The sequence below is a fragment of the Bacillus mobilis genome, from assembly GCF_001884045.1.
GTDB classification, from domain to species: Bacteria; Bacillota; Bacilli; order Bacillales; family Bacillaceae_G; genus Bacillus_A; species Bacillus_A mobilis.
In genome coordinates this window covers 95,923-119,670 of record NZ_MACF01000123.1, presented here as the reverse complement: position 1 = coordinate 119,670, position 23,748 = coordinate 95,923, and the positions used below count along the sequence as shown (strand labels likewise).

Genomic DNA, 23,748 nt, shown 5'->3' with positions numbered 1-23,748 from the left:
TGTACGGAGAACGCTATTACATAAGCAAAAAAATATTTTTAAGCACTGTATGAAATCCATACATACTATCATATTCATTACTTTTTATATATGTAAACGCTCTTTTATTGGTGCAAATACACAAAAACCGCCAATTATTCGGCGGTTTTGTCGTACTTACTCAGCTTATATTGCAGCGTTTGACGAGGGATACCTAACATTTTTGCAGCTTGTAGTATATTCCCTTCCGTTTCAATTAACGCTTGATCTATTAATTCTTTTTCCGTTTGATGAAGTGCTTCTCTAAGAGGCAATATGCTCCTCTTCTTCGGAAGATTCTCTTTCCGAAATGTACGCGGTAAACAATTGGCTGTTAATGTATTACCTTCTGCAATTATGACAGCATGTTCAATCGTATGTTTTAACTCCCGAACATTTCCAGGCCATTGGTAAGCTTCTAGTCGTTCTTTCGCTTCCTTATCCATTTGAAGTACATCTTTTTTATAACTTTTATTATATTCTTTCAAAAAATAAGACGCTAATAATAATACATCCTCAGTTCTTTCACGGAGCGGCGGAATATATAATGAAAAGACATTTAATCGATAATATAAATCAGTGCGAATTTTATTCTCTTTTAAACATATTTCTGGTGGCTGATTCATTGCGGTAATAACGCGAACGTCTACTTTTCTCGTCTTATTATCACCAATACGACGAATAACACCATCTTCTAATACACGTAGCATTTTCGCTTGTAAATCGAGTGGCATTGAATTCAGTTCATCTAAAAACAATGTCCCTCCATCTACAAGTTCAAATAATCCCGCTCGTTCAATTGCCCCTGTATAGCTGCCTTTCGTCGTTCCGAACAATAAACTTTCTAATAGCGATTCTGGCAAAGCTGCGCAGTTTTGTGCAATAAACGGCTTGTTCTTCCGTTTAGAAGCTTCATGAATCGCTTGTACAAATAGCTCTTTCCCTGTTCCTGTTTCCCCATATATTAAAACATTTGCATCCGTTGGGGCTACTTTTTGTGCTAATTCTTTCGTCTGTTTAAACCGAGCATCATTCGTCACGATCGTCTCAAATGCAATATGCTTTTTAATTGCTTTTTTTCTAGATGACCGCTTTATTTTCGACTGCAAATCGACAATTGTATCCGTAAGTTTTTGAACTGTGGAATAATCCTTAGCAATTTCAACAGCCCCAGCAATATTTCCATCTATAAAAATAGGTAACGTCGTATTTACTGTACAAATGTCTTCCCCATTTAAATTTTGATAATGTTGCACTTGATGAACGATTGGCTTTTTTGTATCTAGCACTTTCATCAACGTACTTGTTTCCCTAGATAAAGAAGGAAACGCTTCTAATAAATGTTTACCTAACACTTTTTCAATTTTTGATCCATCGTGTTTTGCAGCTACTGTATTATAAAAAATTGTAATACCATTTTCATCTACTGCGTGTATAGCCTCATCAATACTGCCCAAAATCGCTTCAATGACTTCTTGTGTCGAAACTGCTAGCAATGTCATCCCCCCTTTTGCCGAAAATTCAGCAATCACGTGCCGAATTTCCGGCATACCTATATGCGATTATAAGCATGACGATTCCGTTCTATTTTTATACCGTACTATTTAGACAAATCTTTCACCCATATATTCATATCTTCCAGCTTATCGAAAATGTAGCAATTGTTCGCCAGTCTTCCTGTATACGTATAACCTAACTGATGAAAGGCCGCATTCATTCCGAAAGAAAGTGATCGAGCAATTGTATAGGAGCAGAAAATCGATTTTTCTTGCAGTTCTTCTTCTAACTTAATTAGTAAACTTTTCATAAACCCATGCTTACGATATTCGGGTAACGTAGCACAATTCGTTAATTCTGCATTTCCTTCTTTTATATTCATTTCTGCAGATGCTGTACTAATTATTTTTCCCTCGAATTCATACACATAGTATATTGTATCGTCTTCTTTCATCGTTTGTTTTACATAACTTGCTTCGTTTAAAGGAGTCGGATAAACTTCAAATACTTTTCCAAAGACGACCGCTAATTCTTCCGCATCCTCTTCGGTCGCTTTTCTTAATAGAAATTTCTCTGGAACTATTTTTTCCTTTACTTCTTTTGCTTTAACTCCGCTTAAAATGGTATCTTCCTCAGCCCAATGAATACTATTTCGTCTTTCATCATTAATAAATTTCACGAAGAAGTATGCATCATGACCTTGAAAATAATGCGGTATTGTTGCTTCCAATAAAAAACCGAAAGAGAGCCATGTAGAAACATGCTCTCCCTTTCCTTTAATAATACATTTAGTGAAAGAATGCTTCTCTGCTAATTCGTCAATTGTTTTTATAATCCTCTCAATATTTCCTGTGTAGTGGTCTACTCGAATACGTTTATTAAAATAGTCTAATACGCCTTCTACTGTATAGCCATTCGTCTGTTCTCTAAAAGATTCATAGTATTTCATTTTTTCACCTCACACCAATCTAGTAATGTACATGCAATAACTTTTGCGGCAGCTATCATTTTATCAACTTCTATATATTCGTTTGGATAATGTGCTACTTTTGTCTCTCCTGGACCAAATACTATCGTTGGTACGCCTGCGATTTGTGTAAATAAACCTCCATCAGTCCCCCAAGGAGACGCTTCAATAATCGGTTTGTTCCCTTCGATTTCAACAAAGTTATGCTCGAGTGTCGTAATTAACTCATGATTTTCTTCTAGTTCACCAGGAACCCATCTCGCCCCAAACCATTCTACTTCTACAGGATTTTCAACAAACCAATTGTCCACATCATTTAATTCAGCGATCCAATTATCGAACTCTTCTTTTGCTGCCTCTATAGTCTCATTCGGCGCAATACCACATCTTCCTTCTAAAATTAACGAATCAGGAACAGAACTTGGCCAGCTCCCACCTTCAATTTTTCCAATATTAATTGGAATTGGAATCGGGATTCCTTTAAATAATGGATCTGTAATTCGACCATTTCTCTTCTCTTCCAATTTTCTCAAATGCTCTACAACAAACATACTTTTTTCAATTGCACTTACTCCTTCATAACGCGTTCCACCATGTGCTGCTTTGCCTTTCACATGTAGACGAAACCACATGGACCCTTGTTGTTTCGGGAAAAACTTCATATTTGTCGGTTCTGGAATAATGACACCATCCGCTTTATATCCTCGTAATATAGTCGCTAATGTTCCTGCCCCGCCGCTTTCTTCTTCTATTACACTTTGAAAATAAATATTTCCTTTTAATTCAATACCAGATTCAATAATGGCTTCCATCGCAAGCATTAGTGCGACGTTTCCGCCTTTCATATCCGTTGTTCCACGACCATATATACGATTCCCTATTTGCTCACCACTATAAGGGTGATGGTCCCACTGATTCACATCTCCTTCTGGCACGACATCAATATGTCCATTTAATATCATAGATTTTCCGTCGCCACTTCCTTTAAGGGTTGCCACTATGTTCGGGCTATCTGAAAAACTTGTACGCGGTGATACAAAATAAGGATGATCTTTCATTTTAGAAAAGGATGGTTCCCAAATATCTAGATCTAAACCTAGCTCACGTAATTTTTCAATCACAATTGCCTGCGCACCACTCTCATCACCAGATACGCTCTTTTCTTGAATTAATCGTTTTAAAAATTTTACGCTTTCCTCTTCATGACTCTCGATATAATCACAAATTTTCTTTTTTAATTGCTCCATATATTACATCTCCCCTCATTCAATTACTAGTAAGTTAGAGTCAATTTTGAAATCAGCTTCTGTATGTTGTTTTATATCTTCCACTGTGTATGGGCTCATTAACTCTTGTAAAATGAGTCCATCCTCCGTCACTTCCATAACTGCCATATCTGTAATAATTAAATCTACACATTTCTTTGAAGTTAACGGTAATGTACACTCCGAAACAATTTTTGCATTTCCGTATTTATCGACATGATTCATTACAACAACGACCCGCTTCGCTTTTTGTGCCAAATCCATCGCTCCCCCAATACCTGGAACGCGTTTTCCTGGGACAATCCAGTTGGCTAAATCACCATTCTCACTTACTTGTAATGAACCAAGAATCGTTATGTCTAATAAACCTTTTCGAATCATCCCAAACGCTGTGCAGCTATCAAAATAACTCGCTCCTGTAATAAGAGAAGTTGGTAAACCTGCTGCGTTACATAAATTTTCGTCTTCATTCCCTTTGCTTGGCGTAGGTCCCATACCTACAATTCCATTTTCCGCATGAAACATAACGTTTATATCGTCAGGAAGATGATTCGGTACAAGCGATGGTATACCAATACCTAAATTTACAATCATACCATTTTGTATTTCTTTCGCTGCGCGCCTAGCAATCTTATCTCTCACTTCTACGCCCATACCCATTTCCAATTCACTCCTTCCGACGGTACGATATAATTTACAAATACTCCTGGGACAACAATTTCTTCTGGATCTAAACTTCCAAGTGGAACGATCTCCTCTGCTTCTACAATCGTTATATCCCCTGCCATTGCTACGTGAGGGTTCATGTTACGAGCGCTTTTATCAAACACAAGATTACCAAACGGATCCGCTTTTTTCGCATATACAATTGCAACCTCAGCAGTTAATGCTGTTTCAACTAAATATGTCTTACCATTCATTTCAACTGTACGTTTTCCCTCTTCTACAATCGTATCAACACCTACATCAACTAATACGCCTCCAAGTCCTACACCACCAGCGCGAATACGCTCTGCTAATGTTCCTTGAGGGGAAAACTCGATTTGTAACCTTCCTTCGTTTAGCTGTCTCCCTGCATTTGGATTTGAACCAATATGTGAGGTAACTAATGATTTTACTCTTTCATTCGTAACAAGACGACCGATTCCTACATCAGGAAATCCCGTGTCATTTCCTATTAAATTTAAATTTGTAACTCCTTTTTCTAAAATCGCCTGTATCAAAGATGGAGGGGATCCAATCCCCCCAAATCCTCCAAACATTAATGTCATATCATCGTGGAACAAAGAAATTACTTCCTCTATTTCTTTTAATTTACCGAATGTATTCGTAATAGTTGTCATGCGATACTATGCCCTCCTTTTTGCATCATTTCTTCTACACTTTTTGCAAAAATTGAAAGTAATTCATCTAACTCGGAATATGTAGTTGTCATTGGCGGTGCTACAAGCAGTGCACTATCTTCTTTTCCTGCTTGCCCTGAAACAGCTTGGTATAAAAGAAGACCATTTTTAGCTGCAACCGAAATAAGTTCTGACGCCTTTGTAAACGGTTGCAATTCTACTCCAATCAGCAAACCTTTTCCGCGTACATCAGCAATGATTGTCGATTGTTGCTGAACTTTTTGTAGTCCTTTTATTAAATACTCTCCTTTTTCTGCTGTTTTTTCAGGTAGATTATGTTTCTCCATATACTCAATAACAGCTAGAGCAGTTGCTGCTGATAATGGATTTGCACTTAACGTATGCCCACTCATAACTGAACGTGATCCTCGTAAAATTGGCTCCATAACACGGTCACTTACAATCGTCGCTGCCATCGGTGTATATCCAGCTCCTAAACCTTTACCAAGAGTCATAATATCCGGTTCTACACCCCAATGCTCCATCGCAAACCAAGCACCAGTACGACCAAGTCCAGTCATTACTTCATCGGCAATAAATAAAATATCGTAATGACTACAAATATCTTTAATAACTTTATAATATTCTTTCGGCGGGACGACTGCGCCTCCAGCTGCTCCGATAATCGGTTCAGCGATAAAAGCTGCGATATGTTCTGCACCAATTCTTTCAATTGATCTTTCTAGTTCAGTCGCACAAGCAAGCTGACAAGTTGGATATACCTTTTGCACCGGACATCTAAAACAATATGGAGCTGGAATAGTTGGATAATCTTCTAAAATTGACACGAAACGTTGTCTGCGCAGTGGATGCCCAGACATTGATAAGGCTCCCATCGTAATACCGTGATAACTCATCCATCGTGACAAAATTTTATGTTTCCCTTGAATACCTCGCTCTTGAAAATGCTGGATTGCAATTTTCATAGCTGTTTCATTTGCTTCCGTACCACTATTTACAAAAAAGCTCCAGTTCAAATCTCCTACACTTAAATCGCTTAATTTCTTCGCTAATTTTTCAGCTGGTTCACTCGTGAACTGTGATCTATAAACGAAAGCAATCTCCTCTGCTTGCTTTTTGATAACGTCCGCAATCTCCTTTACGCCATGCCCAATACCTGCCGTAATTGCCCCTGACGAGCCATCAAAATATTTATTTCCGTTTTGATCATACAAATACACACCTTTTCCATGTGAAATCATTGGATACGGCTGACCAACAAGTGGTTTAATTAAGTAATCGCGCATAGCGCTCCCCCATTTCTCCAATTTGTATATATATATGAAGAAAATTGACGTTTCTTTCATAAAAAAGAACCCTCTGCGAAAGCAGTGATTTTATCAAAAAACTATTATAAAATATACAAATGAGTGCTTAATATCAACTTCAAAAACAGAAAATTCAGAACTAAAGTCGAAGACCAACCCTTATTTATACGCTCAACTAACCCTCCTTTATATAAAATAAATGTTTCACTACATGTTTTCTTAACATAATGTCAGCTTCCCTCAATTGCCGACATTGTGTAAACTTCGACGAAACTCCCTTTAAACTCCTTCCTATTCTCCTACTTTATATTGCATATTTTCAAACAAATCTCGACAATTAATCCCACTAAATGCATAGCAATTATTTTAAAGAAACCAAGATTTCACATACATCATCATCCGTTTTATACATTAAAAAAAGAACCGATTAACCACATTAATCAGTTCGGCACGACGCTCTTTTATCAGTTAATACCTTCACTTGCTAACGTAAATAGAAACAATAGCATTACAAATTCAAATTTCATCCTACAGCCTAAAGCACAAAATCGTCCATAACTCCACTCACAAATCCTTGCGGGATATCCCCATCCCAATATTTCATTCCTTTCCTCAATTTCAAATTACCTTTCCTTTATAATTTATGTAGGACAATTATCACTTTGTATGTGTATTCGCCCATAATTTAAAAAATCCCTAGTTTTCTAAGAATTTTGGACATGTTTTCGATATTTCACTTATTTCACTCTTAAGTCTTCATTTCATAATCCGAACTTCATCAGCTCATTTGGAGGAAATATTATTGTGTCCTCTAGAAATTTATAACTCTCGTTCACCTAAACTACACTTACCATAAGCAATATTTTTTACTTATTTTCAACTTTCCTCCTTTTAGAAACAATTTTTTTGCATAACCTCTTTCTTGCTAAGCATATAGTGTTAATGATGACAAAGGAGGAATGTTCATGTCTCAATCTGAAATCGAAAAATATGGACAAGAAGCTGCACGTTACGAACAGCTCGCTCGTTACTATCAATTTCATAATCCGAAAAAATATGTAGAACTATATATGAAATATTATGATGCGCTTACGAAACTTGTACAGGCATATGAAAAAAGAGATTCACAAGAAGCTGCTTTACCATCACATATAAGGTTTTTTCACTCAGCTTCCAATACACCTGCGGTTGACATTTTAGTAAACGGACAAAAGGTTATTAAAAATATTTCATTTAAACAATTTAGTCCCTATTTAACATTAGTACAAGGTAAATACCGTATAGATATTGTTCCTGTCGACAATGAAACTCCCATCTTTTCAGCTTTAGTACCGATAATGGGAAATCACTCTTATACTTTTGCCGCAATAAATAGTGACAATCATCTCCAATTACAACCTATGCTTGATAATACACATTTACCAGCTGGTCAAGCAAAAATACGCTTTGCACATTTTTCTCCGGATACCCCTGTTGTAAATGTAAGTTTAAAAGGTGGAGATCATTTATTTGAAAATGTACTCTTTAAACAAATTACAGATTTTTTAGAAGTTAGCCCTGGTACAGCAGATATTGAAGTTGCACTCGCAGATAATGCAAGTGTCTTGCTAACTATACCGAATTTCAAAGTCGAACCGAACATCATTTATACCATTTCAATTTTAGGTTATTCAACGAAGGATCCTAAATTAGAAGCCGTTATCCTTACAAATTAAAACAGTCTACACCATTCATTTGGTGTAGACTGTTTATTTTTGAAACTCAATTTGAAATTCTGTCCAATCGTTATCTGAACGACACATGATGGACCCATTATGTTTTTCTACAATTTGTTTACATACAAATAACCCAATACCAGTTCCTAACTTTTTAGTAGTTACAAATGGTTCGAAAATCGTTTCTACATTTTCAGCTGGAATCATTGGTCCATTATTTTTTATTACAATTCGAATTGCCTGATCTTCTTCAAATACATCAACGATAATTTTTCGTTCTTCTTTTATCGATTCAAGAGCGTCAATTGAATTCATTAATATATTTAAAAATACTTGTCTCACTTCACTCCGATAACCAACAAGCGGAATTGGGTACGGCAAATTCTTTTCAATCGATACATTTGCATTAACCAAACTCGGATATAAGAACTGTATAATATCTTGAAACAAATCATTAAGCCAAAATTGTTCTGATTCCGTCCACATTTCTTTTTTCGATACGAGTAAAAATTGCGAAATCCGAAAGTTTAATTGGTCTAATTCATGCGAAATAATATCTAAATACGATAAACTCGGATGATCTGCCTTTAATAATTTGACAAATCCCATAATCGAAGTAAGTGGGTTACGAAATTCATGTACAAAACTAGCTGACATTTGCCCTAATATCGTCAGCCTTTCTTTATGTGTTTCGTTAATATATTGCTGTTTTTCCTCTAAATTTCTTGATATAATTTCCGAGTATTTTAAAACAGTATAATAAATTAATTTGTCAAAACAAGTATGTATTTGAGCCATAATTGGTTTCAATTCACGTGCGCTAACCTCTAATTCACACATCGCTTCAAAAAGCTCATTTCTTCCCACGTTTGCATTATAAACAAAATCTCCAATATTCGCATCTGCTCCTGCACGTTCAATAGCAATTTTCTCGCATAATGGCTGAAGATAATCTATATCTTTTTCTTCCATTGTAAGTTCGATAATTAACTCTAATAAATCCTCTCCATTTTGAACTGCTTCTAGTTTAAATGGATCTTTATCGGAAATTATCATTTTGTTTTTCCAGTTCTCAACGAATTGGTGCCTGTTGTTTTTCAAGTGCGAACAAAATACTTCTTTAATATCCTTATCGATTGGAAAAACCCCCATTCCCTCCATTTCCATACGACGAACACCCTTTATATTTTGAATATTAACACAAAAAATGCGATTCGTTAATAGATTATTGTCACATTTTGTTAATATGTGTTGATAAAATTTTTAATGCCTTTATTAATTGTTTAGATTGATACATTCTATTTTCCTTCCTTTCATTCAATTTTTTTTACATTCGATGCGACTTTTTTTGCATCCTGCCTCATTCTTTCGTACAATAGAAAATGAAAGGTGTGAAAAATATGGTAAATAAAAATGTGGAAGATTATCTCCAAGAAGGCATTTACGGCCAAAAGCAGAACAAACCAGAAGAACGTAATATGTATTTAACTACATTACGTGAGCGTGTAGAAATCGCTTTAACTATCGGTCAAGTAATGCAAAGTAATGTATATTCTGAAGTAGCTAGTAGCATGCGCTCTTCTCAATCATTACAAATATTCCTAAATGGTGGCATTGCTTACCCACATTTATCAAAATACATTAAATTAGCAAATGAAAAAAATGTTCCTTTTACAATTGTTCAAAATAAAGGTATAGAAACACCCATCGGTTTAGTATTATCCCATAGTACAGCTGTTGACAAAGAACAAATTTATGTAGAAGATGCTATTTTCAAACAAGAAATGAAGTAAAAGGTACACTTGATTAAATGAAATCGTATCGAGAAACATAAAACAAACAATAAAAAACGAGTATGGAATCGTAAACATTTCCTGCTCGTTTTTTATTACGATGTTTTAGCTTGATCTACTTTATTTTTTAATACACACTAATTTCATTTCTGTCATCTCTTCTATTGCATATTTAATTCCTTCACGCCCTGTGCCGCTTTCTTTCACACCACCGTATGGCATATGATCTACCCTAAACGTTGGAATGTCATTAATCATGACACCACCAACTTCTAACTCATCAATTGCACGCATTGCTTTAAACAAATTATTTGTAAATACACCTGCTTGTAGACCGTAACGTGAATGATTTACTTGCTCTATTGCTTCATCAAATTCTTTAAATGTATTTACTGTCATAAGTGGACCAAATACTTCTTGGCACTGTACAGATACATACTCTGGAACATTTGTTAATACAGTTGGTTCAAAAATCCTTGCATCATGTTTCTTACCACCGTATAAAACAGCTGCCCCTTCCTTAATAGCTTCTTGCACCCACATTTCAATTCGCTCTACATCTTTTTTCGAAATTAAAGCCGATACATCCGTTTCTTCAAGTAATGGATCACCCACAACAACTGTTTCCATCGCTTTCTTTAGCTTTGAAAGAAATTCATCCATTCTCTTTTCATGTACAAAAACACGTTGTACCGAAATACAAACTTGTCCATTATTAACAAATGCACCCCATTTTACACGTTCAATTAATTCATCTGTTAATTCTACATCTTCATCAATAATAACAGCAGCGTTTGATCCTAGTTCTAACGTAACTCGCTTTAGCCCAGCCTTTGCCTTAATTCCGATTCCAACTTTCGGACTTCCCGTAAAAGTAATGGAAGCAACATCATCATTTGTAACTAGTGCCTCACCTACAGTTGAACCAGGACCAGAAATAATATTTAAAGCTCCTTTTGGCAATCCTGCCTCTTCAAATAGTTCAACTAATGCATAAGACGATAATGGCGTTTGATCAGCTGGCTTTAACACAACTGTATTTCCAGCAGCAATTGCAGGGCCGACTTTATGTGCCACTAAATTTAATGGGAAATTAAATGGTGTAATAGCTCCTATAACCCCAATCGGTTTTCGTATTGTGTATGCAATACGTCCATCTGCACCAGGTGCTGCATCAAGTGGCAGTGTCTCGCCGTATATACGCTTCGCTTCTTCCGCCGCAAATTTGTATGTCTGAACGGTACGATCTACTTCTCCCCTCGCAGCACGAATTGGTTTTGCAGCCTCTTTTGCAATAATTTCTGCAAATTCTTCTCTTCTTTCATCCATTTTTTGTGCAACCTTCTCTAAAATAGTCGCACGATCATATGCAGATAATGTATTCATTTTTTTCATTGCATTTTTTGCAGCAGTAACAGCCTCTTGTACATCTTCTTCCGTTCCTTGTGCAATTTCCGCTAACGTTTCTTCAGAATATGGTGCGTATAATGGTTTATACGTGTTTACAGACTTCCAATCTCCGTTTATATATAAATGCTTTTTCATAATTCTTCTCCTTCCAAATATATGTATACAACAATACTTCACCTAGTGAAAGGTCTGACTTATGCCATTGTATCATAGCCCTTATTCTGTCAAAAACATTATGCTCAAAAAAACTCTGCCATATAGCAGAGTCTACGAACTAATTTGTTCTTGAAATTTAATTTGTTTTTCATCTTCTAAAATAACAATTGATTCTACAGTTTTTGTCACTTCTAGTCTCTTTATATAGTGTCCATCTAATTCTTTCACACAAAACTTATAATTTTCAATTTCAATGAAATCCTCTTCAGCAATTTCTATATTTTTCGTTAAAATCCAGCCACCTATTGTATCAACACCATTATCATCAATCGTTAAACCTAATAACGTATTCACTTCACTAACAAGCACTTTTCCCTCTAGAATTGTTTTCGTTTCACTAACTTGTTGAATTTCTGGCTGTTCATCTGTATCAAACTCATCTTGAATATCTCCCACTATTTCTTCTAAAATGTCTTCAACTGTAACAAGTCCAGATGTACCACCATATTCATCTATCAATATGGCAATATGCGTTCTTTCTTTTTGCATTTTTACAAATAAGTCGTGTATTGGGATAGAGTCGATAACTAAAATGATTGGCCTAATATACTGCTCTACTTTCTTATTACTTACTGCATTATGCTGCACAAAATCTGTGAAAATATCTTTAAAGTTTACAAAGCCTATTACGTGATCTTTGTCTCCATCTACAACTGGATATCTCGTATATTTCTCCCGAGACATTTTTTGCAAAGCTTCTTCAGCAGGCATTTCTTTACTAATAATATGCATCTCAGTTCGGGGTACCATTATTTCTTTTGCGATACGATCATCAAATTCAAAAATCTTATTTACATATTTATATTCAGATTGATTAATCTCTCCATTTTTGTAACTTTCTGAAACTAATAACCGTAATTCTTCTTCTGAATGAACCTCATCGTGCCCTTTCGGTGGTTTCAGCCCTAACAATTTCGTAATAATTCGAGCTGATCCATTCAGGATCCAAATAAATGGAAACGCCATACGATAAAAGAAAATTAACGGTTTAGCAACAAATAAACTCACTTGTTCAGCTTTTTGAATCGCGAAAGTTTTTGGGGCCAATTCCCCTATTACAACATGTAAAAATGTAATAAACAAAAATACTAAAATTACAGCAAAAATGTCTGCCAGTTGAGTAGAAATGTTCAAATTCACAAAAAGCGTGTCAAACATTTGCTTTAACGCAGGTTTACCAAACCACCCAATCCCCAGAGCTGTAACTGTAATTCCTAGCTGACAAGCAGATAAATATTCGTCTAAGTTTGTAATGACTGTTTTGACAGATGTTGCGCGATTATTTCCTTCTGCAATTAAATAGTCAATTCGTGAACTTCGCACTTTAACAATTGCAAATTCTGCTGCAACGAAAAATGCCGTTAAGGCAATTAAAACAATCACTATACTTATACTATATATGTCCAAATACTTCTCCTTACTTACATTGTAAGCAAGGAAGCCACCTCCTACTTAATTTTATTCAAGTGAAGTAAGCATTCTAATACTCTAACAAAATTCTACATTAGCAACCACCTTTTTATATATTATATGCATACATAAAAAAGATATTTATCATTATGATAATCTAATTCATTTCCCTTAGTCAAATGATTCTAAATCTTACGATAAAACATTTTTATATACACGATATATTCTTCATAGCTTCATTTCGTGAAAAAACACTTTCTTTGCCGATTCCACACTTCTTTTGTCACACTTGAAGGGAACTTCCTTCATAGATCGAAATCATTCAACAGGATATATATAGGAGGGATTATTTTGGAATATAAAACACCATTTATCGCAAAAAAATTAGGTGTTAGCCCAAAGGCTGTTGTCCGGATTGCACAACAATTAAATCTTACGATAGAAAAAAATAAATATGGTCACTTTATTTTTACACAAGAAGATTTAGATCGAATGTTAGAATACCATCTTTCACAAATAGAGCAGTCTCCAAACTCTCACCCAACTCCAAAAACATCATCAAACGATGTTGTAGAATTAAAAACGCAAGTAAATACAATTGTTCAAAACATATCATCGCATGATTTTGAGCAATTAGCAGCTCAATTAAACACAATTACAAGAAGACTAGATCGAATGGAAGAACAGATGCAAGATAAGGCAAATGATGTTGTTACGTATCAACTTTTACAACATCGTCGTGAAATGGAGGAAATGTTAGAGCGAATTCAAAAGCTAGAGGCTACACTCAAGAAAGAAGAGCCAATATATATAACTCCCGATACTAAACCAACATATGAACGCGAAAAGAAACCGAAGCGCCGCAAAATGATTTTTAGTATATTTGGATTATAACTTTTAGACCCTTATTACAATAATAAGGGTCTTTTTTCATAAAAAATGATTTCATATTAAAATAGCATTCTCTTTATTATATATATTTATTTCGCTTTATTTGGTTAACATAATATTTTTACTGTATTCTGCTATTAATGCCTGTGCATGAGCATTCCCTTGAATTACATCTCGAAATTCTTTTAAAGAATACAAATGCGTAGCCCCTTTCCGGGCATGAATTCGTACTGGTACACCTTGTAAAGTATCATGAAACTGAAATGGCTTATCTATCGGTTCAATTGGAAAACCAAGTGTTACTAAATACATATACATTCTTTTTGTAACTGCTGCAATATACCATTCTGCTTTCGTTTCTAATGCATGCATAAATAAAATAGCTGTTAGTCTTTTGAAGTGTCCTCTCCCACGAGACGTTTTCGCAATACTTAACTTGCCTATTTCATATACATTTTTCAAATCTTTTACTAAATCATTTTTAGAAAACGGATAGAAAAACTCAGAATTTGATTGCTCTGGTACCGTATACTTAATACATTCTACTGTACCGATATGATGTTCATCTTCTATTAATAAAAATCGTGATGGATTTAAATTACGTTCTACGAACATTAAGTTTCTTTCTTCACAAAAATCTCCCCATAGTTGCTCGAACCAAAAATGTTCTTCCTTTGTTTGAACCCGCTGGAACATATTTCCCCGCCTTTCCCATCGCCGCTCTGTTTTTGATAACGCTTTCACTATCTATCATATAAGAACACATCTTCGTATGCAACTAAAAATATTTACGACTTATTATATTCTGCAAAATGAATTAAATTCCATCTTAATCGTCTTTTATCCCTCATGTACCGTTCTTCTAACACCATGTTTATATTACTTTCAAATTCAAATCATATGAAACTTCCTTCTATACTGCATATAATTCTTCTTAATCTAAAAAAATCCTTTATAAAAAAGGATTTCTTTTACTTCTTCATGCTTTTTAACCACTTCTCAAAAATTTGTACCATCCCATGTTTTCCGGCTAATTTCTCTTCCCCTTGTTTCGTTTTATATGGATATAATTGCAAGAACACACCACACCCGGACTCAATTTTTTTACTATGCATATGACTTCCTGGATATACACAAATAACTTCATAAATGGCCCTTCGATAATAGACTCTCTTTCCATCCTGTTCTTCTACATATTTGATAGACCAATACTTATACATTTGCTCAGTTGCTTTCGTATTTCCAACGTGCTGAAAAATATTGTACATCGGGCTATACTTCACTTCAATAATAATAGAAGATTGATATACGTATTTCCCTTCTTCCTTTATATAGCAGTCTAAACGAATATCTGGCTTCTTTGTATCTTCTCCATTATAAAAATTACTCCCTTTACTTAATGCAATAAGAGGATGTGTTTCAATTAAATCATTGAATGCGACATGTACTCTCATATCCTCTCGGTGTAAAACAACTGTCGTTCCATCCTGTAATCCATCTACATAAAAATGTTCTTGTATTTGTTCACGGATGGAATTTATAGCCTCAAAACCAATTTGCTCTAACATGGAAATAACGATAAAAAAAGCGTAATATTCATACACTAAAAATGTTGGTTTATAAACAAATAATAAAGAAGGAGATTGATCTGTATATTGTGGAAGTAAATCTAAATGCTGTAGTAGTTGTTGATGTGGTATCGGTAAATTATGTGAGTTCATGTTACCCGTTTCGGAAACTTCCCTCCAAAATGGAGAATGCATTAAAGTTTGAAAGTATTGTACACTTTCATGTACAAAATGTGCTAATATCTTATATTCTTGTATCTTCATAGAACTTTTTCGCAAATCCGCCTCTTTTAGTAAATGTATATTTTTATATTTTTGTTTTTCTCTATCGGTCACTGATCCATTACGCTCAATTGTTTGTATAATCGTTTTTACAGCCTGAAATTCTTCTGATTTCTTCTTTTTTGCTCTTTCTAATATTTCAATTGTTTGACGTAAAAAACTTTCAGCTTCAAGTAAATAGAGATTAAATTGCATCGCTTTAAATTTAAGAAAAGCATTTTCCTTACTATTTTTTTGTTCTATAAACTTACGATTATATTTTTTTGCATAAGGTTTTCTTTCCGCCACTATGGCTCCTTTTCTCGTTGCTTTCCGCTCCTTTTCTTCCCATTTATATTCATGTATAAAATTTGAACTCAATTCTATTTTCTTAAAAATTTGCTTTATCTTTTTCATTTTTTGCGGCAACTTTCTAAGTAACACTAAATAAGAAGAATCTTCAATATCACTGAGTGCAGAGAAAGTCTTTTTATAATAACCTCTATCTAAAATCAACTCATTTAAAATTGACTTTACATAGTTTTGAATCATTTCAAATTGATCATCAAAAAAATTTTTTGGAACGACTTGAAAAGCGCCATAATACGTTTTATCTTCTATATTCACTTCAAAATGATATAAGCCACAACGCCATGGATAAAAGAATTCCGTTTTTCCATGTTCATATATTAATACCTTTTGTTTTTTTTCATTTATTTCATATTTTGATTCCTTTATATTTTTCTGTCCCTCATATACTTTATTCCATATAAAAGTAATATTCATTGGACTTTCATAATGGTAATGCAATCTAATTGGTTTTAATTCTTGTACTTTATAAATACATTGAACTAATGCTGTAGTAGATGTACAAAGACGATTTAATAATATATATTCCCCTTTTGCCTCCGATCCAATGATTAACTTTAATACAAAAGGGAGTGTTTCTTTCGTATCAACGATTTCTGTTTCATATCGCCCTTCATTTTGCATAGCCATACAACTCCAGTTCTCTACGCTTTTCTCTTATATATGCTAAAGAGTGTTCAAATGTAGATACTCTGTTTGCAAGTTGCGATTGTAAAAGAGGTACTAATGTCGCCCCCCTTTTTACTTCTTCAGAAAGTAAAGAGCCCACCATCATTTCAGTCCCTCTTATTTTCGTCAATACACGCTGCTTGATTTGTAAATCAAATCCTTCTTCTCTACTGATCATATAGGAATGATTATTTTGAAACGGTATATTTTGCAAATAAGTAGCGATTGCGTTTGCACATCGAAATGAAATTCCCTTTGACATATCGTGTGATGACAATACAACATGTAACTTATCTAATAGCTCTAACTCTTCTTCAGAAAACACCTCGATCATCGCTTTATTTCTGACCCAACTTATACGAAATTCTCCTGCAGTTACTTTCAAAGGTGGTTGTAATACAATTTTCTCTTGTTCCATACACATCTCACAAAACGGAATCTTTTGTAACGTTATTAAATTCGTCCGATCTAATAATCGATCTGAGAGCTCTTTCGTTGTTTCATCAAAATTTACTGTACCTACAAATATAATATTTTCACCAATTTCAATTGTTGGTGGAATTGGATTTTCTTTTTCTTGTACACCTTCATACAAATTTAAAATACGGTTTTGCTTTTCAAGTTGAAGAACAGATAGAAATGGAGTAAACCAATGCTCAATATGTGACATATTCATTTCATCAAAAACGATTATATAAAGCTGATTTTGATTTTCTTTTGCCTTCATTAACGCCCTAACTAATTTTGTTTCACTTTCAATAAAAGTACCATTTGGGTGAAGATAACCAAGTAAATCATGTGGTTCTTGATACGATGGTGAAATCGGAATCCACACCAATTCTTCCCCATACTGTAATCCAAGTGCTTCTGCATAAGCTTGCACAAAACGGGATTTCCCGGCGCCTGGTATACCACCAAGAATCGTCAACATATTTGTTTTCGCACTTATATGGAAATTATAAATGTCCGTTTCATCCAAATATAGCCCTTTATTACGTACAAAACTTTTTACATACTGTAAAAAGACGGATTCACGCTCATCCCATTCCCATTCATCCTTGTGCACTTTTATTTCCTCTACTTCTACACGCTTACCTTCTTCAGTCATTCGTTTTTTTAATTGCTCATACATGTGATTACTTACAAAATACAATTGATCTTCTACCGCTATTTCTACATGTTTCACCCAGTCATTAAAGTCTATATACTTACATTCCCGCTGCTGTTCAAAATAGGCAATTGAGCTAATTGATGATGACTTTAAAGATATATTTCCATATAACTTTCCATCGTGCCACAATAATTCAGGAGGCTCAAAGTCTTTCGGATATTTTGGCATTAGAAATGACAAATAGCCATTTCCAAGTTTTCTTTCTAAAGATTCTCCTTTTTTGTATTCAGAAACTTTAGGTACTGGAATCATTTTATAGCCATTAGCCATTTCTCGCGGTTCTTCTGCACAAATTAACTCCACATATATATGTCCTCTCTCGTAATAGAGACGAAACATAACCAGTTGCTTTTCTAATTTTCTTTTCTTTAATTCCGAAAAGACTTTTTCATTCTTTTTATTGCTACATAAACCTTCAAATACGTATGGTTCATTTTTTAATTGCTCTTGTAACGTGAATGGTATTGGCGATAGGCATTGTACAAAGAAGTTCTCTCCATTCTTCTCTCTCTCTGCTTTTGTAAACTTTCCGATAAACCTCATATAGTACATTCTTTTTATAAAACTTGGCTGAAGAGCTTTATGTAATTTCATCTTCGTCACCTTCTTTTTTTCATACTATTCTTAGTGTATGAGAGAAACGAAAAACTAGAAACAAAAAACCTGACGTTATCCGCCAGGTTCAAAATGAAAACGTATATTAATGAGATGGAAATGCTTTTTTCTCTTGTAAAATGGCATTATGTGCAATTTTCATTTTAGCAAGTACATATCGTAATCGATCTTCAGCGTTTTCATCTGTATTTTGCTGTAATTCCGCCAAATTCTCTACAGCACTTGCTAAATTTTCAATCACTCCTCGTAGTTCAGGATGATGATTAAAAAAGGATTCTTGCACTAATACTTTCCTTACTTCACTCGCTAAATCAACAATTCTGGTTAACTGTTCTTTTTCTTCCATTTTCATCCCTCCTGAATATCTTATGTATTAAATATTCTCTATACAAAGAAAAAAGCCCTTTATTTAAAAGGACTTTTACATTTTTATATTTCCAGTCAATAACATATAGATTGATGTGATAGCTGCAATAACAATTGCCCACATTACATATCTCTCAATACCTCTAAAACAACGATTTCCTTTTTCTTTTCTTGCATACACGTAAACAATAATCCCGATTCCATATACGATTGAAACAAGTAATAAATTTTTCAAACCTGCTGCATATAGAAGCCATATAGAATAAATAGAAGCAATTAAAGCTAACGAGCCGTTTTTTACTTTTGCATCTTTTAGTTCGTTTGTAATAACTAATTTGAATTGGAATAACGCTGATAATAAATATGGTACTAAAATTGATGTTGACGCTATGAAATACATAATTTGATATGTCGATTCTGAAAACAGAACGATTATAAATATAATTTGGGCAACGCCATTTGAGATCCATAATGCCATATGTGGCGTTTGTTTTTTATTTGTTTTCGTAAAGACTTTCGGAAACACGCCATCTTTTCCTGCTACGTGGGAAATTTCAGAAACAAGTAAAAACCAGCCTATTAATGTACCTACAAGTGAAGCAACTAATCCGATGTTAATCGCAACTGCGCCCCATGTCCCAACAACATGCTCTAATACATGTCCCATTGACGGAGTTTCTAACACGGAAAGCTCTCCTCTTGACATCGCTCCCATTGACAAGACAGAAATTAAAATATAAATAGACATTACTAAAATAAGTCCAAGTACTGTCGCTTTACCAACATCTCGGCTATTTTTCGCTCTACCAGATAATACAACCGCTCCTTCAACCCCAATGAAAACCCAAAGAGTTACAAGCATTGTATTTTTCACTTGACCAAGTATAGAGGAAACTGAGATCGTTCCTTCTCCCCAAAAATCATGTGTAAATGTATCCCAGCGAAACGCTGTTACCATTACAACAATAAATAATACGATTGGAACTAATTTCCCTATCGTTGCAATAACATTCATAATAGATGCTTCACGAATTCCAAATAAAATTAGAAAATGAAGTGTCCATAATAAAAGTGATGCTCCTACGATAGACGCAACATTATTTCCACCTTTAAAAATTGGGAAGAAATAACCTAATGTACTAAACAGTAACATGATTGTTGCAACGTTTCCTAAAATTCCTGCTAACCAGTATCCCCAAGCACTGTTAAATCCAATATATTCACCGAAACCAGCACGTGCATAACTATAAATTCCGCCCTCAAGCTCTGGTTTTTGTCTTGCTAACGTTTGATATACGAGCGCGAGTGGAATCATTCCCATCGCTGTAATACACCAGCCAATTATTATAGAGCCGCTATTTGCTCCTACTGCTAAATCATGCGGTAAACTAAAAACACCGCCACCAACCATTGTTCCGACTACTAATGCAATTAATGGAAAAAATCCTAACTTCTTTTCTATTTGTACCACCCCATCTGTCATTCTAGGTGTTATGTTCGTTCAACTATTAAAGTCACCTTTTTCTCTAATAGACGTTTCTCTTATATTTTTTCAGGAAAACATTACTTATTCTAAAAGAAAATGAAGAAAAATGGAATACTTTTTTGAAAAAATGTATAAGTATGCACAAAAAAACCGTTCATTTTGTAATGAACGGTCATTTCATACATATAAATTTGTATATTCCTTGTAAAATTACCGAAGTAAATTCTCTTTTTGTAAAAATTGTTTTGCTACTTCTTCACTACCTTTACCATTCACATTTACTTCATAATTCATTTTTCGCATTTCTTCATCTGTAATCTTCCCAGATAATTTATTTAATACTTTTTCAAGTTCAGGATATTTCTGTAACGTCTCTTTTCTTAATAACGGTGCACCTTGGTATGGTGGAAATAATCCTTTATCATCTTTTAGCACTTTAAGTCCGTATTGCTCAAGTTCACTATCAGTTGAATATGCATCAATTACGTTAACATCCCCTGATTGAATTGCACTATAACGTAGTTTCGGTTCCATCGTTTTCACATTTAAAAACTTATAGTTATATAATTTTTGCATTCCTTTATAACCATCTTCACGATCAGCAAATTCTAATGTGAATCCTACTTTCGCATCCTGTGCCATTTTTCCTAAATCAGAAATTGTATTTATATTATTTTGATCTGCTATTTTTTTTGGCATAGCTAGTGCATACGTATTGTTATACTCCATCGGCTTCAACATCACCATATCATATTTCTTTTCCATTCCAGTGCGAGCCTGCTCATATACTTCATCCCGATTTGTGCTTTTTGGCTCTTCTTTCACGAAAGTAGATAAAGCTGTTCCCGAAAATTCAGGGTATATATCTACTTCACCTGATTTCAATGCTTCAAATACAAATGCTGTTTTTCCAAGACCTGGTTTTAATTCTACATGTAAATCGGTATCTTGTTCGATAAGTTGCTTATACATTTGAATTAAAATTTCAGGTTCTGATCCAAGTTTGCCAGCAATAACAATATCTTTCTTTTGTGTATTCCAAAGAAATGGAGAAGCAATCATTATACAAACAATACATATCGTCAATATAACACGCTTAGAAGAGCGTTTCGGACTCTCAAGTACTCGAAGTACTACATCAAAGAATAAAGCGAGTAACGCGGCTGGTACGGCCCCTAAAATGATAAGTGCATGATCATTTCGATCGATACCTAGCAATATGAGTTTACCGAGCCCACCAGCACCTATAAGAGCTGCTAATGTAGCCGTTCCAACAATTAATACCATCGCCGTACGAATACCGGCCATAATAATTGGTAATGCAAGAGGAAGCTCTACCTTCCACAGTCTTCTCCAGCTATTCATTCCCATAGCTCTCGCTGCTTCGATTAAAGATTCATCTAACTCCCTTATTCCTGTATATGTATTTCGTAAAATAGGTAATAGTGCATACACAACTAATGCAATAATAGCTGGAAGTTTCCCAATTCCTACTAACGGAATTAAAAGTCCGAGTAATGCCAGTGATGGGACCGTCTGCATAACTGCAGAAGTTCCTATAATAAACTCCGCCATTCGTTCTTTTCTCGTTAATAAAATGCCAAGCGGCACTGCAATAATTACTGCAAAAAATAATGAAATAAGCGATATTTGTAAATGCTCACTTAATGCAGTAAGTAATTCTATTTTTCGTTCTTGGAACGTTTGTATAAAATCAGTCACTGTTTAGCCTCTTTCCTTCATTTGTTCAACTATGTAATTGACAATATGACGACTTGTTAAAGTTCCAACATATTGACCATTTTCTTCAACTGGCACTGATTCTTCAGCTTGTAAGCGAATAAGTGCTTCTTGTAAAGGAGAATGCAAAGATAAAGCAATCCCTTCAACTCGTGTGCGATCGTCTAGCGGCATAACATCTCCTATATTCATACCCTCATACCAAGGTCGTCCACGATTTCCAATGAACTCCTCTACAAATTCATTTTTCGGATTATGTACAATTCCTTCTGGTGTATCTAATTGAACAACTTTTCCTTCTTTCATAATGCAAATACGATCGCCAAGCGATAACGCTTCTTGCATATCATGCGTTACAAATACAATTGTTTTTTGAATCTTTTTTTGCAATTGTACAATATCCTTCTGAAGCTGCTCCCTACTTAATGGATCTAACGCACTAAATGGTTCGTCCATAAGAACGATTTTCGGATTTGCGGCTAATGCCCGTACAACACCAACGCGCTGCTTTTGACCTCCTGACAATTCATCAGGCATACGATCGCGATATACGTCTGGATCTAGCCCAACCATCTGTAGCAATTCATCGACACGTGCTTTTGTTTTTTCTTTGCTCCATTTTCTCATTTCAGGAACAACTGCAATATTTTCTGCAATTGTCATATGCGGGAACAAAGCGATTTGTTGCAACACGTATCCTATATTCCAACGTAACTCGTTTATATTATATTGTTGAATATCTTTTCCATCGATTAAAATCGATCCCTCAGTCGTTTCAATTAAACGATTAATCATTTTCATTGTCGTTGTTTTCCCGCAACCACTCGGACCAATAAGGACAAAAAACTCTCCCTTTTTAATTTCTAAATGCAATGAATCCACTGCTTTCGTGCCATCTTCATACGCTTTTGACACATGATTAAATTGAATCACAAATACAACTCCTTTATCGTTGTTTCTTTTATTTTGATGGAAGATGGAATTCATTTCAAATGATACGCATTATTCCACAAAAAAAGAGCTCCCATTTGAGCTCTAACGGTCGAACAATATTGTTTTCATTATTGCAGCATATTCACGTACATACATTTTCCTCTTAGAACGCATTGGTGTTTCAGCAGCTAGCGCCTCCATCTTCATGCCTAAACGCTTTGCAATTATTTTCGTTCTATATAAATGATACGTATTACTTACAACTACCGCATGTTTCACATTATACAAATCCATACTAAACTTTACATTCTCATACGTATTTGTAGATTGATCTTCTATTAAAATACGACTCTCCTCTATACCATGTACCATTAAATAGTTTCTCATACTATGAGCTTCCGGTATATCTTCATCTTCCCCTTGACCACCTGAAACAATTACTTTCGCTTCTGGATGGGAATATAAATATTCCAACGCTACATCCAAACGGTTTTGAAGAGATAAAGACGGTCTATCTCCAAATAACTTTGCGCCTAATATAAGAACGTATGGAGAGTGATTACTCAATTTTTCACGAGCAACATTTTTCATTCGAAACGTCATATAAAGAATGTATAGTGGTGGTAATAATAAGATTATAAGCAAGATCCATTTGTTCATAAATAAGTTTGCACTCCCTTTCTTTTTATTATATAGAAAAAGATAGGAAGGCAGAAG

At 34.6% G+C, this 23,748-nt stretch carries 20 protein-coding genes; 3 read left to right on the top strand and 17 right to left on the bottom strand.

The annotated features are described in order from the left end of the window. Positions 1-134 precede the first annotated feature (134 nt). From rocR to BAQ44_RS23260, 6 genes are all read right to left on the bottom strand, one after another. The gene (rocR, locus tag BAQ44_RS23285) at positions 135-1,520 is read right to left on the bottom strand and encodes an arginine utilization transcriptional regulator RocR (protein WP_080467795.1); all 1,386 of its coding nucleotides are present in this window, start codon (positions 1,518-1,520) and stop codon (positions 135-137) included. Positions 1,521-1,618: 98 nt separating this feature from the next. Continuing rightward, complete coding sequence (ablB, locus tag BAQ44_RS23280; protein WP_063262801.1) at positions 1,619-2,464, bottom strand: putative beta-lysine N-acetyltransferase; 846 nt, start codon at positions 2,462-2,464, stop codon at positions 1,619-1,621. Further along, positions 2,461-3,729, bottom strand: a complete 1,269-nt coding sequence (locus BAQ44_RS23275; protein ID WP_063262800.1) for a peptidase — start codon at positions 3,727-3,729, stop codon at positions 2,461-2,463. The genes ablB and BAQ44_RS23275 overlap by 4 nt, the downstream gene beginning before the upstream one ends. 15 nt (positions 3,730-3,744) lie before the next feature. Next, a complete protein-coding gene (locus tag BAQ44_RS23270) occupies positions 3,745-4,407 on the bottom strand; it encodes a CoA transferase subunit B (RefSeq protein WP_063262799.1) in 663 nt (220 codons plus the stop codon). Further along, complete coding sequence (gene atoD, locus BAQ44_RS23265; protein ID WP_063262798.1) at positions 4,392-5,090, bottom strand: acetate CoA-transferase subunit alpha; 699 nt, start codon at positions 5,088-5,090, stop codon at positions 4,392-4,394. Before atoD ends, BAQ44_RS23270 begins: the two co-directional genes overlap by 16 nt. After that, positions 5,087-6,397 carry an aspartate aminotransferase family protein gene (locus BAQ44_RS23260; protein WP_001205889.1) on the bottom strand — a complete coding sequence of 437 codons (1,311 nt, stop codon included), beginning with the start codon at positions 6,395-6,397 and terminating at the stop codon, positions 5,087-5,089. The genes atoD and BAQ44_RS23260 overlap by 4 nt, the downstream gene beginning before the upstream one ends. A 986-nt stretch (positions 6,398-7,383) precedes the next feature. Here BAQ44_RS23260 and BAQ44_RS23255 point away from each other — a divergent pair. Beyond that, positions 7,384-8,133 (top strand): DUF4397 domain-containing protein, encoded by a 750-nt coding sequence (locus BAQ44_RS23255; RefSeq protein ID WP_071724100.1) that lies wholly within the window; start codon positions 7,384-7,386, stop codon positions 8,131-8,133. 33 nt (positions 8,134-8,166) lie between these two features. On the opposite strand, the gene BAQ44_RS23250 is transcribed toward BAQ44_RS23255, so the two are convergent. Further along, complete coding sequence (locus BAQ44_RS23250; protein WP_080467794.1) at positions 8,167-9,300, bottom strand: BA2291 family sporulation histidine kinase; 1,134 nt, start codon at positions 9,298-9,300, stop codon at positions 8,167-8,169. 233 nt (positions 9,301-9,533) lie between these two features. Here BAQ44_RS23250 and BAQ44_RS23245 point away from each other — a divergent pair, with 233 nt between their 5' ends. After that, positions 9,534-9,926 carry a YueI family protein gene (locus tag BAQ44_RS23245; RefSeq protein ID WP_000247570.1) on the top strand — a complete coding sequence of 131 codons (393 nt, stop codon included), beginning with the start codon at positions 9,534-9,536 and terminating at the stop codon, positions 9,924-9,926. Positions 9,927-10,046: 120 nt separating this feature from the next. Here BAQ44_RS23245 and BAQ44_RS23240 read toward each other — a convergent pair whose 3' ends face one another. Together BAQ44_RS23240 and BAQ44_RS23235 are read right to left on the bottom strand one after the other, a co-directional pair. Next, a complete protein-coding gene (locus BAQ44_RS23240; protein WP_063262797.1) occupies positions 10,047-11,471 on the bottom strand; it encodes an aldehyde dehydrogenase family protein in 1,425 nt (474 codons plus the stop codon). Between the two features lie 132 nt (positions 11,472-11,603). Further along, positions 11,604-12,959, bottom strand: a complete 1,356-nt coding sequence (locus BAQ44_RS23235) for a hemolysin family protein (RefSeq protein WP_063262796.1) — start codon at positions 12,957-12,959, stop codon at positions 11,604-11,606. Between the two features lie 354 nt (positions 12,960-13,313). On the opposite strand from BAQ44_RS23235, the gene racA reads away from it, so the two are divergent. Next, positions 13,314-13,856 carry a chromosome-anchoring protein RacA gene (gene racA, locus BAQ44_RS23230; protein ID WP_063262795.1) on the top strand — a complete coding sequence of 181 codons (543 nt, stop codon included), beginning with the start codon at positions 13,314-13,316 and terminating at the stop codon, positions 13,854-13,856. Positions 13,857-13,952: 96 nt separating this feature from the next. Here the strand turns inward: racA and BAQ44_RS23225 are convergent, their stop codons facing one another. The 8 genes from BAQ44_RS23225 to BAQ44_RS23190 form a co-directional block, all read right to left on the bottom strand. Then, complete coding sequence (locus BAQ44_RS23225; RefSeq protein ID WP_061678435.1) at positions 13,953-14,549, bottom strand: hypothetical protein; 597 nt, start codon at positions 14,547-14,549, stop codon at positions 13,953-13,955. Positions 14,550-14,824: 275 nt separating this feature from the next. Further along, complete coding sequence (locus BAQ44_RS23220) at positions 14,825-16,675, bottom strand: hypothetical protein (protein WP_071724099.1); 1,851 nt, start codon at positions 16,673-16,675, stop codon at positions 14,825-14,827. Next, on the bottom strand, positions 16,665-18,485 hold the full coding sequence (locus BAQ44_RS23215) for a DUF8727 domain-containing protein (protein WP_071724098.1): 1,821 nt from the start codon (positions 18,483-18,485) through the stop codon (positions 16,665-16,667). The genes BAQ44_RS23220 and BAQ44_RS23215 overlap by 11 nt, the downstream gene beginning before the upstream one ends. A 106-nt stretch (positions 18,486-18,591) precedes the next feature. Continuing rightward, positions 18,592-18,852 carry a hypothetical protein gene (locus BAQ44_RS23210; RefSeq protein WP_000391452.1) on the bottom strand — a complete coding sequence of 87 codons (261 nt, stop codon included), beginning with the start codon at positions 18,850-18,852 and terminating at the stop codon, positions 18,592-18,594. Positions 18,853-18,927: 75 nt separating this feature from the next. Next, complete coding sequence (locus tag BAQ44_RS23205; protein WP_071724097.1) at positions 18,928-20,355, bottom strand: basic amino acid/polyamine antiporter; 1,428 nt, start codon at positions 20,353-20,355, stop codon at positions 18,928-18,930. 213 nt (positions 20,356-20,568) lie between these two features. Continuing rightward, positions 20,569-22,080: an ABC transporter permease/substrate-binding protein gene (locus tag BAQ44_RS23200; protein ID WP_071724096.1), complete on the bottom strand. Its 1,512-nt coding sequence runs from the start codon at positions 22,078-22,080 to the stop codon at positions 20,569-20,571. A 3-nt stretch (positions 22,081-22,083) separates the two neighbouring features. Further along, positions 22,084-23,031, bottom strand: coding sequence for an ABC transporter ATP-binding protein (locus tag BAQ44_RS23195; protein WP_071724094.1), 948 nt, complete (start codon positions 23,029-23,031; stop codon positions 22,084-22,086). 102 nt (positions 23,032-23,133) lie between these two features. Next, positions 23,134-23,691 carry a YdcF family protein gene (locus tag BAQ44_RS23190; protein WP_061678441.1) on the bottom strand — a complete coding sequence of 186 codons (558 nt, stop codon included), beginning with the start codon at positions 23,689-23,691 and terminating at the stop codon, positions 23,134-23,136. Positions 23,692-23,748: the final 57 nt, after the last annotated feature.